Source organism: Hyphobacterium sp. CCMP332 (genome assembly GCA_014323545.1).
Taxonomy (GTDB): Bacteria; Bacteroidota; Bacteroidia; order Cytophagales; family CCMP332; genus CCMP332.
Genome location: CP058647.1, coordinates 1,774,914 through 1,789,690 on the forward strand (window position 1 = coordinate 1,774,914; position 14,777 = coordinate 1,789,690).

Sequence of the window (14,777 nt, forward strand, 5' to 3'; positions counted from 1 at the left end):
TATTTATAAGTTTAACTCCTGATATAATCATAAAATTGCCGCTAATGTTCAATATTATTATCACTTTTAAAAAAACAGTGATGAACGGAAAAATTCACAGTATAAATTTGGCTGTACTTATTATCCTCATGTCAACGCAGGTCTTTGCGCAGGAAAAAACGATTCTTTGCTTTGGTAATTCCTTGACAGCAGGATACGGTCTGGCAAAAGAAGAAGCATGGCCAATGTTGATTCAGGAAAAGATTTCTCAGGCTGAATTAAAATACAAAGTGATACAATCGGGTTTAAGTGGGGAAACTTCGGCAGGCGGATTATCGCGAATTAAATGGGTCTTAAAGGACCCCATTGATGTTTTTATACTTGAATTAGGGCCAAATGACGGATTGCGGGGATTGCCTTTATCTCAAACGGAGAAGAACCTTCAGCAAATAATTGATTATGTAAAATCGAAAAACCCGGAAGTGAAAATTATATTGGCTGGAATGCGTGTGCCACCGAATATGGGTCCTGAATATTCAAATGCGTTTCAAACGCTTTTTGAAAAACTGGCTATTAATAACAAGGCAACACTTATCCCATTCTTTTTAGAGGGGGTAGCCGGAAACAAAGAATTAAACTTAAACGACGGAATTCATCCAAATAAAAAAGGGCAAAAAATCGTGGCAAATACTGTTTGGAAATATTTAAAACCAGTATTATAAATCCACTACCATAAACTCGACTCTTCGGTTGAGTAATTCGGGTTTATCGGTTTCAATCACAGGATCAAGGTCGCCTTTCCATGTTCCCTTTAATCTCGACTCTTCAATTCCCTTTTGCAAAATATAGTCTTTTACAGTTACCTCTCTCTCATGTGAAATTTTTTCGTTGTATTCAGTACTTCCCGTGTGGTCGGCATGCCCGATGATCTGTATATTCAATTCGGGATGTTCCTTCATTATTTCTACCACCTGATCAATTTGTCTTTTTGAATAGTCCGTGATTTCCTTGGATACATTTAGTATAAAATGGACTTTGGGTTTCAGGACATCGCCCGCATAATATTTTTTGCCTTTAATTTCAATAGACTGACCTGTCTTTATCACCGGTTTTTTACTTTCGTAGCTGACTGATGATGTGCTCAGGGTTTTCTTTTCTTCTTTAACATCTTCATCTTCTTCAACAAATATTGGAGTTCCGTCCTCTTTAAGAGTGATTTCTTTGTTTTGATAGGCAACCAGGTCACTACCTCTTCTCAGACTCATCGATTCTACGTATTTCCAATATCCCGGAGATTCTATTCTCAACATGTACATATCATTTTCTTTGGCGAGAAACACGGTAAGTCCGCGATCAATTTCCACATTCATTTTATCAATCATCTCACCGCTTTTCATATGCTCAAGTGAAACCGTAAAATTTTCTAATGGCTCAAGTCCGTTCTCTGTTTCTTTCTTTACAAACACGTTTAGAGATATTTGATTAAAGTCCATGTAATAAATATCGGTTGCACCTTTGGTTCCCATCCGGTGCGAAGAAAAATAGGCTCTTCTGCCATCTGCTGTCCAGGTAAAATAAATATCATCATAAGCAGAATTAATTGGCATTGCCAGATTTTCAGGTGATGTCCAATTACCTTCTTCCAATGTAGACTTGAACACATCGTAGCCACCGACATCTTTGTGGCCTCGCGAACTAAAGTAAATAGTAGGCTCATCATAAAGCACAAAGGGAGCATCTTCATCAAAAGCAGTATTGATCACGGGCCCCAGGTTCTCGGGTTCGGACCATTTTCCTTTATCGTCCTTTTTGGAGAGGTATAAATCAAGGCCTCCATATCCACCGGGTCTGTTACTGGAAAAGATTAATGTATTTTTATCAGGAAACATCGAAGCACTTGGCTCCCAATATTTAGAATTTATGCTTTTGGGAAAGCTTTTTCCAATCTCCCATTTGCCATTTACTTTTTCAACAACAAAGATGTCCCCATTATTTGATCTCGAATCGTAGATCAATCCCAAATCATTGGAAGGCGCAATGTATAATGGAGCCACGTCTGCAAAAATGTCTTCGGTAATTACAATTTCAACAGGTTTTGACCATACATCTTGCTCGATCATCCTGGAATGGAAAAGCCTTTCCGCAAATTCGCCTTCTTCTACTTCTATTTTTGAAGAAAAATATAGTTCATCACCGGCCGCGTTGATTACAGGGGCGTATTCAGGCCTTTCAGAGTTGATAACCTCACCGGCATTTTCCAAAGCAACTCTATTTGGGTTTCGTGACAATTGAATACCGTATTCGCATGAGGCAATTAACTTTTTAATGGCATCCTCAATACTTATTGGTTCCTCAAGTGTAGCTGCAGAACCACCATAAATTGCAGGAAGCACGACCTCCGCCTCTAAAGTCCTGTCAAAATTATCGAGACTGGCTTTATAGGTATCTATGTACGACTGATAATTTATAATGGCTTTTCCAAAAGTATGATCCAGATGATAGGCCCTGGCAAGATAAAATATCCGGTGCAGGTTTTCTGAAGGATCTTCAAGGCTACCCACCTGTACAATTAATCTAAGCGCTTCTTCTTCTTCCTGTGTAAATAAATAGCATAAGGCTAATCTGTACTTATAAAAATCATTCTCCATTTCAGAATAATAAAGATCGTGAAAGCTTTTTTTAGCATCTTCAAAATAACCTTCTTCAAATAATCTTTCAGCCTCTTCTAAATTCTGAGATTTTGCAGATTGGAGAAAAAGGAATTGAATAAACAGGGCTAATACAATTGGGATATTTAACGAAAGCGACTTCATTACACACAATGAGTTTACCGATAATTCAACATGAATATATGAAGATTTTCATCTTATCGCAATTATACTAGATTACTTAACCAGTTGCTTTGCACTATTTCATGATGGCATTGCCAAAATAAAACTGAGCTCTATTAACTCTTTCAGACTTCGATTTAAAGAAATAATATTATCGGATAAGTCTTTTTTCAAATTGAATGAAGCATAATCTGTATTCCAGTATTGATTCAAATAAACATGTTTTCTTCTGATTGAAAGCGATATGGGTTTCGAGGATGCAGACTTTATTTTGGCAACTTTATTAAGCACCAACTGATCAAGTATGTTTTGCGGATTTTCTATTGGGGTGTAAAAATTATATTGTCTTTTTAATCCAATGTCATCGCTGCTCAATGGTTTCCATTTGGCGTTGGATTTATAATATTGGTCCAAGCGGATCAGATCCTCGTCTTCTCCTTTCTCAACTACAACAATTCCATTTAAATGAGGGACCAGGTTTTTGACCATTATTTGAATTCCTGTATATCCGTTAAACACAGAACGACTGGATATCATACTTAAAGGCGATTCACCGACTTTATCGATGTATTCAGCTTCTACAAACCAGGCAATAAAAGGCAGTTTTTTTGCAATCCCCGAAAAGAAATGTTTACCATTTAAATTGCTCAATGAAAATGGATAAAGACGGCTTGCCTGAAACTCTCTTAAATGTGGTTTGGCTTTATATTCATATTCGATGTTCCAGGTGTTTAAATGGATTAACAAAGGAATGCTGAGCGCAGATATTTCAGCATAATTATAGATTGGATTTTTTAGCTGAAAATAGGCAAAATAAAAAGCGCCAATTCCAAGAATTCCTGGAATTAAGGACAGCTCAAAGCTATAATCAAATGCAGAAAAGTATAGTGCTATTGCCAGAAGGATAAATGCAATTGAAACAATAATTAAAAACCGTCTGAGTTTGAGCTGAAAATACAACTTTTTAAGTCGTGCCCATTCGGCAGGAAAACTTTCCTGAAATTCATTAATCAAGCTTGCATCATCCATTTTTAAATTGGGCTTTTATCCATGCGATGATACTATTGTTGTTTCCGGGAACACTGAAGAAATGAAATACCGAATAGAATAATGCAAAAAAGAATATCCCCCAACGTCTTCCAAACATTGATTCTGATAGAATACACAAGGCAAACAAAGCGACAAAGGCAAGAAACACATCATTGTTATAGTCAAAGGCTTTTTTCGCAGAATAAATAAGCAATAAAATCAAAAGAGCCAGTCCGGGTAAGCCTATTTGACCAATTGTATTTAAATATTGGTTATGACTGTTAAACCTGTGAAACAGCGCTGCATCAATAGAGCGCGATTTATAACATTTTAATAACTCTGCTTTTAAATCTCCGGCACCAACCCCCAAAACTGGCGATTGAGAAAAGACTTCAATTGAACATTTCCATTTTTCAATTCTGATAGATCTACCTCCGTATTGGTCAGTTTGATAATTGGATTTTGGATTTAGCGCTTCTTCAAATCGTTTTTTATTGACTGGGTTAAAAACTATAATGACCATTGCGGTTATTAGGAAAAAACTGAAAGAAAGGCCTTGATAAATAAATTTTCGGTTTTTTAATGCCAGGATGACGTTGTAAACCGCAAAAATCAGAAAGAAGGCCAGGGTGGTCATTCTGGATGATAGCATTATCATGTAAATAAATAAGAGTACGATCAGCAGAATTTGGGCAATCCCCGTTTTGTAAACCCTTTGTATTTCAAATAAGAAAAACAGGGCCATTGCTATAAACATGGAGAAATATAAAGGTTGAACCCCCACACCGCTTACCAAACTTTCATAACTGAGGGCTAACCAATTAAACTCAAACGCTCCTCCATTAAACATGCTTGAAACAGAATAAACTACTGTAAACAATGCGAGCAATGAAACTGAAATTATAAAATGCCATTTCAGCTTTTCTAATTGAAAAGTGTCAATCTTAGGGCCCATTGCAAAAAACAATGGGAAAAAACCGATGGCCGCCAGCTTTTCAACTTCTTTAAATGCGGTCTGTTTATCTTCGGAGTATAACACGCTTACCAAGTATAAAATCCAGAATATTAAAGGGAATAAAACGGCAGGGTTTCTTATGGCTTGTTTAAAATCAGATACCAAAGTATTGCTACATAGAGCATTTATTCCAATGAGCAATAAAAAGGGATTATTGTATTCCGGAGGTAGTAGAATGGTCATTAATGCTCCTGAAACAAAGTAAAAATGAAGCCTCTTTTTAAGCTCGGAGTTTTTATTAAAAAGATTGGCGATATTGTTTTTTTCCAGATCAGTAAGCATAATCCTGCTTTTTGAAGGCAAGCAAAGCAGTTTCAAATATAATTTTAATATCCAACCATAATGACCAATGCTCAATATAAATTTTATCCATTTTTACCCGGGTTTTCATAAGAGCAGGGTCAGCTGTTTCGCCGCGATAACCATTTACCTGTGCCAGTCCTGTAATACCTGGTTTAACAAAATGCCTGATCATGTAATTATCGATGGTTTGCGAATAAGCGGCCGTTTGAAAAAGCATATGTGGCCTGGGGCCAACTATGGACATCTCACCGATTAAAACATTAAAAAACTGGGGCAGCTCGTCAAGGCTGGTTTTTCGTAATAAACTTCCAATCCTTGTTATTCTTCTATCATCTTTGCTGGCCTGAATGGAATCGGATAACTGGTTTACAACCATGGTCCTGAGTTTGTACACTTTAAACACATTATTCTTAAATCCTGACCTGCTTTGAACAAAAAAGCCGGGCCCTTTTGAATCAATTTTTATAATTATTACCAAAATTGGAATTAACCAGGAAAGAATAAATACGATTACAATAAAAGAAAAAAGAATATCAAAGGCCCTTTTTATAAACCGGTTAAAGGGATCAGTTAAAGGATCACTTAAAGTAGATAATACGGGAATATTATTATAGAATTCCAGTTTGACCCTTTTGTAATAAAATGACCTGAAATCGGGTATTAGCGAAAAACGAATTAAATTATTCTGACAAAATTCATTTATTTTTTCAACAGATTGAGTTTCTGTATCTGGAAGAGAACAATAGACTTCATCTATTTCATTTGATATTAAGTAATCATCCAGCTCATCCAAATTCCCGATTATTTCCTTGCTTTTAGAATTTGAGGCATCAAAAAAGCCCAAACATTTAGATCCTAATTCAGGATGCTCAGAAAAATACTGATATAGCTCTTTTCCCACTTCTCCAAAGCCCACGATTATGACTTTTTTCTGAAATAAGCCTTTGCTCTGCGATACTCTAAAAAAGAAATGCATTCCCAACCGCCAGACAAACATGATGGACAGATAAATAAGGAAGGAAGAAAAGAAAAACTGTCTGGAGATGTCTTTTCGCTCCGCCAAAATGAAATAAACAGTCATAATGGCCAGGTGAAAAATAAATACCTTTAAAATGTTAAATAATAGTTTTCTTGTTTGTACAAAACGAAAAGGGCGGTAAAAACTAAAGCCTATGCTTATAAGAACCCAACTCAGATTATATACAAGAAATAAGGGGTAATAGAGTGGCCGAAAATAGTCCTCATCAAATATTAATTCGATTGAATTAAAGCGAATAACAAATGCCAGTACAAAAGCCAGATTGACAACAACTAAGTCGCCGGAAAAATAAAGAACTCGAAGAAACCTGTTATACTGTTTTCCCACAATGATTATTCTCAGGCAAATTTATCATTATTTAAAGATTTGCCTTAAAAGAATCAATTACATAGGGACAAAAATAGATTTTCATACCTTGAGTTAATTTCAGGCTCATTGAATTTTTCTCGAATCTTGGCCAAATTATTTTCAAGCATCGTTTTTCTATCAATTTCATTATTATTAATACTATTTGATATATCTGATTCACTTTGAAAATAAAGGGCATCGTTGCCGAGTATACTTTTATTAAAAATGTTGTCATGGGCGCAAATTAATGCTGAGGAGGCCATGGCTTCCAATAATGATGGATTTGTGCCTCCCACAGAATGGCCGTGAAAATACATTTTTGAAAAATACCTCAAATTGTTCAAGGCTTCCTGATTATAAACAGCACCAAGAAAGCGAATACTTTTTTCGTTAAACCGGGTTTTTATATAGGCCCCGTAGCTTTTATTAATACTTCCAATCACAATAAAAGGCAGTTCGCTTTTGCTCTGACAATAGCCCTCCAAAATTGTCTCAATATTGTTTTCAGGCTCCATTCTGGCGATAAGCAAATAATATTTATCAGAAACGAGTTGATATTCACCCAATACGGATTTGTCAGCATTATTAAATACACGTGCTCCATATGGGATATAAGTAGAGTCTTTGTTCAATTCTGATTTGAGATGTTCTTGTATACCAATTGAATCTGCAACTAGGTGATCGCCGCTATTGGCAGCAATTCTTTCGGACCATTTCAAGAATTTCTGAACGGGTTTTGAATACTTGCTGCGCTTCCATTCCAAACCATCCATGTTTGTGACAATCAATGAATTTTTGGAAAATAAAAAGTTCCAGATAGCACTTGAGGTATATCCCAATTGTAAAATAATGTCAAATTTTGATTTTCGGGAGTGAAGAATACAATTCAAATCGTAAATAAACTGCCCGGCCGTGCCGATTTTGTTTTCAGGATCAAAACGAGGAATGATATTTATACCATTCCATATCTTCTCCTTATTGGGATGCAGGCTTGAATTATAAACACTTACAATATGGCCTTTGTCTGCAAGATACAATGCGAGGCTTTCGGCAAACTGTTCGAATCCACCGTATGAATTTGGTATCCCCCGGCTTCCCAAAATCCCAATTTTTAATTTCTTTTTCATGAATTGAAATTCAAGATTAATCCAGCCAGTGAATCGGCACTTTTATCCCAGCTGTATTTGCTTTCAATTTGTTCGGCGATTGCCCCCAGATCTGTTTTTATATGTCCATTTAGAAATCCCAAGATCGTCTCTTGCAGCTCGCTTTGATTCTCCGGGTTTATATGTCCCTCACCAAAAAAATCATATTCGCGCATGCTCGTTTTATTTGAGCAAATGACCGGTTTCATTCTCAAAGCGGCTTCCAAAGGAGGTATTCCAAAACCTTCCGCTGAAGATGGATATACAAAGAGACAACATGCATCGATCAAATTATTTTTCTCTTCTTCGCTGATGTTCTCCTTTATAATTATGGAGCCGGGATGTACTCTGAGTATTTCTTTTTTCAAAGAATTAAATGTAGTGTTTGCTATGCTCTCCTTTCCTACGATTATCAGTTTATATCCTTTTTCAAAAAGCCCGAGGTTTTTCATTGCAGCCAAAAGCATATGATGATTTTTTCTGGGTTCAATTCTGCTTACATATAATAAATATGCTTCATCTGGCTTATCCGTCTTTAACACTTCAACATTATTCACTCCATTAAAGGTAATGTGAATGTCCTTTTTATTAATCTTATAAAAATGAGCTATTTCATTTTTTGAATACCGGGATACCGTCGTTAATAAATCTGAATTTTTAGCAGATCGCTTAAAAAGCAAGTGCTTACTGAGTCGGTAGGAAAGAGGAAAATACTGAGGAAACCTTTCGAATAACACATCATGACAGGTTACAATGTATTTGCAGGCTTTAAACAAAGGGGATATGTATTGAAAATGCGCCCAATCTATTTTGTTTTGCTTAATCAAACTTGGGTACTCAAATAGCAATCTCGAATACTTATTTGTAGACTTTAATTGAAGGTATTCATTTCCATCACCAAATATTATCTTTAGTGTGCCAATATTATGTGCTGCAAAATAAAATTGGAATTTATCCGAATATTTATTGATAAGCGCTTTGTAAATATTTTCAATGAATGTTCTGGACCCTTGAAACTCTCCATCAAAGACATGCGCATCTACAAGAATTTTTATTCTGGACATTACAATTTCCCTGTTTTACCAATGATGAAATGACTTAGCCCAAGCATGATACCTTGTGCTCTTTTAAAACGCATGCTAATAATTCTGAGTAAAAACCTAAAAATGTGCATTAAGATATTTACTAAAAGAAGTTGAGCTTCAAATTCTTTTCTGTAGATCAACCCATTTCTTGTGTAATAGTATTCAGCGATCATGCCCTTGCCAATGCTGGTACTTCCTTTATCCCAGACTTTTACATTATAGTTTATTTTTAGATCGACATTCTTTTGCCTTGCGAGCTTACACCAGTGTGTTTCTTCCCAATAGAGAAAATATTTTTCAGGAAAGAGATCCAGAACTTTCAATAGCTCACATGAAAAAAACATACTTCCTCCATTGATATAATCGAAGCGCTTATTGCTGTTTTTTATAAACTCCACGGTAGCCGATAGCTTTTTTACTCTCGCCACACCTAAATGAAGCATTTTGTCTTTGGAATTGGCCATATAGGTCGGTGTTGCCTGAATTTGAATACCCGTTTTTGCGCCCGTTAATTCCAGCAAAGCATTTTTTGAAACAATCATATCCGGATTTAGTAACCAGATAAACTCATTTTTTTTGTTTTTTAATTGATTGAGTACAATATTATTGCCTCCCCCAAATCCAAGGTTTTCCCTGGATTTTAGCAGAACGATTGAATTTATCTTAAGTGGTAAAGGATTTGAAGCTTCCACCAAGGAAAAATTAGATTGTGTATTCCCCCAGCTTAATAGTTTTTCAATCTCTTCATTTTTTGACAGGTTATCCAGAATATAAACATTAAAGTTTGGATAGTCCATTTGCAATAGACTCTCAACACATTCTATACAATCATCAGAAGAGTTGAAATTGATAATTACAATATGTACCAGCGGAGTATCTATTTCGAATTAAAGATTAATTGTTTCAGCTTTTTCGCCTTGTTAATAATTCTTAAATGAATAGGCGGCATGCTGTTAGTAATTTCTAAAAATCTTGTCTCTGCCTTTTTATCGATATTGAGGTGATTGGGAAAAGCTTTAAAGTCAAAGGATTCCAAAGGAAGATTTGCAAGAGGATTATTTGGGTCAATTGAATGTGTGGCCCTATTTCCAAAACCAATATTGGAAATGAGATTATAATTGGGGATCACAGATACTCCGCCATAAATTATATTTGAATAGGTCCATTGGAAATCCCAGGTGTCAACGCCATTGTAAATTTTTCTGTAAAGTTTTATATAGCGATCTCTCAAGGCTTTGTCTTTGATTATATCATCGAGGTATTTTCCAGAGCTAAATTCATCAAAACGTTTCATTTCCGGATCGTATAGATCCCATGCCCTTTTCCATGTTGCCCAGCCCCAGATATTTGGAAGTCGGGAAAAATAAACGCTCTCATCTCCATTACCCCCTGATATTTGCAGATTGGAACCAGAGATATGCATGACTTTAGGGTTCTCGCGATAGTATTTAAGAGCGTTCTCGCAATATTTAAAAAAACTTTCATCCGGCAAACAATCGTCTTCGAGGATAATGCCTTCATTTTCATTGTCAAAAAACCAATTAATGGCCCCTATGACTCCTTTTTTACAACCGAGATTTTTATCTCTCCAAAGGAATTCGGTCTTTGTCGCTTTGGTTTTATCTAGCACTAATTTTCGTGTGGCTTCAACCAGCTCCTTATTAACAGGGTTATTCGGCCCATCACCGGCGACATACAGTTTTTGCGGTTTTGAGGCCAATATGCGATCAAGAACCCTGGCTGTAGTATCCGGACGATTAAAAACGATAAATAAGATGGGTGCCCTGCTCATTTTTTAATGGCAATAACAAAGTGTTGAACTGTTAAAAACTCTTCAAATAACCTGAAAGTTAATTTATTGAAAATAGTTCTCCAGGATTTGTCATGAACAGTTTGAAAATTGGACATAACCGAAATAATTTTTAAATCAGAACCTGCCACAAGGTCGATGACATCTTTCCTGCAAAAAAAGCGTAGATGTGTTTTATCCATAATGCCTCCTTCCGGCCGGTATTCAAAGCGACCTTTAAAAAATATCTTAGACAAAGAGGATATTTCTCTGATATTCGGAATGCTTAACAAGAAAAGTCCATCCGGCTTCAGCCATCTTTCAATTTTTTGCATCGCTGTCCAGGGATCAACCAGGTGCTCAAGTACATCGGCACAAATGATACAATCAAATGATTTTTCAGCTATTCCAAAGTCTTCATTTTCAATATTGCCTATCCAGAAATTCTCTATGCGGGGATCATTCTGAAAAGCATTATCTAGTTTTGTAATATCAATTCCATTGACTTTTTTAGCCAAACTGTTTTCAAGCACATAAATTAAACTTGCGCCGCCGCCCGCGCCTATTTCAAGCAAATTGTCAAATGACCTTTTATTCAATAAAGAAATAAGGTCTATTCTAACGTTGGAGAAATAAGACTTGTCTTTTTCCTGATATAAATTCAAAGTTTCAATGCCTTTGGAACAAAAATGTTAAAAATTTCCGCTCTTTTCCAATACCGGCCGAGCAGCAAAAACAGCCCAAAGGTGAGGATAATTTCTGTAATTAATATGGCAATTGCGGTTCCATATTGCAGGAGATAAACAACCAGTAAAAAATTGAGAATTAAATTGGAAATTGCTGCGATTAAAAACACAAGACTGTACTTCCTGCTTTCGTTCATGGCCATAATTGTGTGATTTGGAGCAATATTAAGCCCTACTACAAATAGCGCGGGAATTAGAATATAAAATACCCTTGTGATCTCTACATTGTAATCGCCCGTAAATATTAGTATTATGTAAGGGGCTAATGCATAGAGACTTAGGCAGGCCAGAATAACTAATAAATTGAAGTAAGCATAGGTGGACTTGAAGAATCCAATTAGTTTGCTTCTTGACTCTTTAATATAGAGACAAACCCTTGGATAGGTGCCCAAAGAAAACAGGCCGAGGATTTGTTTTAGGGTGGTATATATTTTTTCAGCAACGCCAAACTGCCCTACCACGGTATTCGTTGAAAAAATCCCCAGAATCAGAATATTCGAATTGGTTAGGAAAGTAGAAGACAGCATCGAATAAAAAAGGTATTTATCCGCATTTAATCGCTTTAGGAATATAGTAGGAGAGACAAAGCTAAATTTAATACCGAGTTTTGATGAAGCATACAAGAGTATTAATAGCGATGCGAAAACATTGCTCATCCCCAAGGAAAAATTGACCCATGCAAAGCTATCAGGACTTTTAAGTAGAAAAATGATTACTAATAAAAACGAGAGTTTAGAAATGAAATTGATGATGGTAATGAATTTCATTTTTTCCAAACCCTGAAAAAGCCAAAATGGCAATAATGCCTGCCCAATGACAATAGGGAAACTCTTGACATACAAATCCAGGTTGTTTTTTAAGTCAGGAATTATGAAACACAGGGCTGTAAACAATAAAAAGGAAACTATGATAAGGAATAATTTTGCGCTAATGGTCAAAGAAAAAATATCAGATACTTTTTTTATGTTTTCGCGGTTTTGCGAGATATCCCGGGTGCTGGTATAGTTGAATCCAAAATCGGTAATGACGGTAAAATAGGTGACAAGCGCTTGAGCGAAAAAAATCTTTCCCATGTTCTCGATACCCATAATCCGAATTAACAATGGATAGCTTATCAGGGGAAATAAATAATTCGTAGCTTGAAAAAAGCCAAGCGAGAGAAAATTTTTAAAAAGAGGTTTTTCTAAAAGTCTCTTCAAACGATTTTAATCAGGGTTCAATTTGCACAGCATCTTCCAAAATGTACATTAAATGATCATAATCATTATCATTTAATTTTAATCTTCCCTTAACCCATATCGGTTTTTCAGAAAACTCTATATCTTCTTTAGTATACACCTCCATTACTGTTTCGGGTCCTGCGGCACCACAAAAAAAGCAAACATTATATGGCAAAGCGGAGAGCACAAAAAAATTATGTCCTCTGTATTCCTCCAGGGGAACCATATAACCTTTAACTCTTACTATTTTTCCTTCAAGGGTCTTGCTTTCTTCACCAAAAACAGGGTAATCGACTTCGTACTTTAATTTTTCATCATAACGGGTTTTGTAATTGACATTCGCGAGAATCTTCCAAAGGGACCTATCCTGTGCGACAAGCGATGTTGTAATTAAAATTAATGCCAATATGGTGACCTTATTAAGTACTTGCATTTGCCAAAGTTTCAGAAATATCTGTATTATAAGCTTTGAGGGCTGGAACAATTGCAGCTAAAGTAGCAATAACAAGTCCAAATAGGAAAAGATAAGTTTCTTCCTTTACCCAATAAAACACTTCAAGGGAGTAGGCATTGATATCCGAATTAAAGAATCCATAAGCGAACAAGCCGAGATGGCACAGAACGATACCCAGGAAATAACCTGACAAACTGAGGAGAATTGCTTCCAAAAATACCACTGAAAACACATATATGCGACTGCCACCAAAACTTCGAATGATAGCCAATTCATATTTACGGTCTTTTAAGGCAATAAAAAGCGAAATAAATATGCTCAATCCGGCCATTACCATAATTCCCGCACCAATGTATTTTAAAACATCTATACCCTTATTGAGCAATGAAAAGAGACGGGCAGCTTCAAAAGAAGGAGAGGCAGCCTGAAGATTTGATTTGGAATTGATTTGTCTGGGCAGTTGAACCGCTGCTAGTGGATTTCGAAATTGCAATAACAAAGCTGTAATTTCTTTCTTATCTTCTTCACTGCTATGGTGAAGTTTTCTGATGCTTTCATTTGAGCAAAGTATAAGTTGATCAAGTACAGTATTGCTTTCTTTTAGGATGCCCACAATTGTCAGATCCGCTTCTTCATGGCCCATAATATCATTTTCTTCCATGCCATGCGTACTGTGAAAATGATCCCCAATATTAAGACCTAATGACTTGGCAACTCCTGCACCAAGGACCATCTCAAAATCCGAGTTGAATAGGCTTCCTTTTTGAATCTCAGTTTGGTATAATTCTAAATAATCTTTACTGCAACCTACGATTCTAAAATTTTTATAGCTGTCTCCCAATGATATTGGGATGGCATTTTTTATAAGTCGATTTTTTCTCAGCCACTCTACATCCTCTAATTTGATATTACCGGTGGGGTAATCGATATGAAAAATAGTACATAAAATGATCTGCAAAGGCGAACCTTTGGCACCAACAACCAGATCAATTCCCGAAAGGTTTTTTTGAAATTGTGATTCAATTTGGCGACTGACATTAAGCAATAAAGATATGAGAGCCACCCCGAAAGCCATTAATATCAAACTCAAAAGACTGTTGAGCTTTTTATTTATAAGATTGCTTACACTGATATAGATCGCATTCATTTCAGCGCTATAGTTTTATTAAAAAATGGCCGCAGCCTCTTGTCATGGCTTACAACTATGAAAGTGGTATTGAAATTTTGCGATATTTTAAGCATTTCATTTAGTACCTGTTCACAGTTTTTATCATCCAATGCCGAACTAGGCTCATCAGCTATTACAATTTTTGGATGGTTTAAAAAAGCTCTTGCAATAGAAACGCGTTGTTGCTCTCCAACACTAAGTTGCTTTACATTTTTGTTTTTCTTGGACTCAATTCCAAATATTTTGAGGAGTTCGATTGCAGTAGCTTTGAGCTCTTTATTTTGATTTTGGAATCTGCCTGCAAGCGTAATATTGTCAAGAACATCTAGTCCCGATAGAAAAAAAGATTTCTGATAAACGATACCAATATTTTCAGCCCTAAAGCGATCGAGTTCTTTGGGGTTTAGTAATTTTAGGTCGGTTCCATCTATAATTATTTTTCCTTTTTGAATGGACTTCAAGCCTGCTATCAAATGTAATAGCGTGGTTTTTCCTACCCCTGATGGGCCGTGGATAAGCGCATTTTCATTTATACTAAAATCGGGGAAAAGAATTTCTTCTTCTCCCGGATAGTTGTAAATGAGTTGATTAACTTCTAAAAACGACATTATTTCTTTACTCAAATG

Annotated in this window: 14 protein-coding genes; 1 reads left to right on the plus strand and 13 read right to left on the minus strand. The window is 36.0% G+C overall.

What is annotated here, in order from left to right; all coding sequences use genetic code 11:
* Window positions 1-44 precede the first annotated feature (44 nt).
* Window positions 45-701 (plus strand): arylesterase, encoded by a 657-nt coding sequence (locus HZR84_07825; GenBank protein ID QNL21848.1) that lies wholly within the window; start codon window positions 45-47, stop codon window positions 699-701.
* Here the strand turns inward: HZR84_07825 and HZR84_07830 are convergent.
* From HZR84_07830 to HZR84_07890, 13 genes are all read right to left on the minus strand, one after another.
* A complete protein-coding gene (locus HZR84_07830) occupies window positions 696-2,792 on the minus strand; it encodes an OmpA family protein (protein ID QNL21849.1) in 2,097 nt (698 codons plus the stop codon). The two genes, HZR84_07825 and HZR84_07830, sit on opposite strands and share 6 nt — an antisense overlap.
* A 99-nt stretch (window positions 2,793-2,891) precedes the next feature.
* Window positions 2,892-3,839 (minus strand): hypothetical protein, encoded by a 948-nt coding sequence (locus tag HZR84_07835; GenBank protein QNL21850.1) that lies wholly within the window; start codon window positions 3,837-3,839, stop codon window positions 2,892-2,894.
* The gene (locus tag HZR84_07840; GenBank protein QNL21851.1) at window positions 3,832-5,136 is read right to left on the minus strand and encodes an O-antigen ligase family protein; all 1,305 of its coding nucleotides are present in this window, start codon (window positions 5,134-5,136) and stop codon (window positions 3,832-3,834) included. Before HZR84_07840 ends, HZR84_07835 begins: the two co-directional genes overlap by 8 nt.
* Window positions 5,126-6,523, minus strand: a complete 1,398-nt coding sequence (locus HZR84_07845) for an undecaprenyl-phosphate glucose phosphotransferase (GenBank protein QNL21852.1) — start codon at window positions 6,521-6,523, stop codon at window positions 5,126-5,128. Before HZR84_07845 ends, HZR84_07840 begins: the two co-directional genes overlap by 11 nt.
* 53 nt (window positions 6,524-6,576) lie before the next feature.
* Window positions 6,577-7,671 (minus strand): DUF1972 domain-containing protein, encoded by a 1,095-nt coding sequence (locus HZR84_07850; protein QNL21853.1) that lies wholly within the window; start codon window positions 7,669-7,671, stop codon window positions 6,577-6,579.
* Entirely contained in the window at window positions 7,668-8,753 is a 1,086-nt protein-coding gene (locus HZR84_07855; protein QNL21854.1) for a glycosyltransferase family 4 protein, read from the minus strand. Before HZR84_07855 ends, HZR84_07850 begins: the two co-directional genes overlap by 4 nt.
* On the minus strand, window positions 8,753-9,655 hold the full coding sequence (locus HZR84_07860; GenBank protein QNL23217.1) for a glycosyltransferase family 2 protein: 903 nt from the start codon (window positions 9,653-9,655) through the stop codon (window positions 8,753-8,755). Before HZR84_07860 ends, HZR84_07855 begins: the two co-directional genes overlap by 1 nt.
* Window positions 9,652-10,566, minus strand: a complete 915-nt coding sequence (locus HZR84_07865; GenBank protein QNL21855.1) for a nucleotide-diphospho-sugar transferase — start codon at window positions 10,564-10,566, stop codon at window positions 9,652-9,654. The genes HZR84_07860 and HZR84_07865 overlap by 4 nt, the downstream gene beginning before the upstream one ends.
* Window positions 10,563-11,228: a class I SAM-dependent methyltransferase gene (locus HZR84_07870; GenBank protein ID QNL21856.1), complete on the minus strand. Its 666-nt coding sequence runs from the start codon at window positions 11,226-11,228 to the stop codon at window positions 10,563-10,565. Before HZR84_07870 ends, HZR84_07865 begins: the two co-directional genes overlap by 4 nt.
* Window positions 11,225-12,508, minus strand: coding sequence for a flippase (locus HZR84_07875; GenBank protein QNL21857.1), 1,284 nt, complete (start codon window positions 12,506-12,508; stop codon window positions 11,225-11,227). Before HZR84_07875 ends, HZR84_07870 begins: the two co-directional genes overlap by 4 nt.
* 10 nt (window positions 12,509-12,518) lie before the next feature.
* A complete protein-coding gene (locus HZR84_07880) occupies window positions 12,519-12,962 on the minus strand; it encodes a DUF3299 domain-containing protein (protein ID QNL21858.1) in 444 nt (147 codons plus the stop codon).
* A complete protein-coding gene (locus tag HZR84_07885; protein ID QNL21859.1) occupies window positions 12,949-14,130 on the minus strand; it encodes an ABC transporter permease in 1,182 nt (393 codons plus the stop codon). The genes HZR84_07880 and HZR84_07885 overlap by 14 nt, the downstream gene beginning before the upstream one ends.
* Window positions 14,127-14,759, minus strand: a complete 633-nt coding sequence (locus tag HZR84_07890) for an ATP-binding cassette domain-containing protein (GenBank protein ID QNL21860.1) — start codon at window positions 14,757-14,759, stop codon at window positions 14,127-14,129. The genes HZR84_07885 and HZR84_07890 overlap by 4 nt, the downstream gene beginning before the upstream one ends.
* Between the last annotated feature and the right edge of the window lie 18 nt (window positions 14,760-14,777).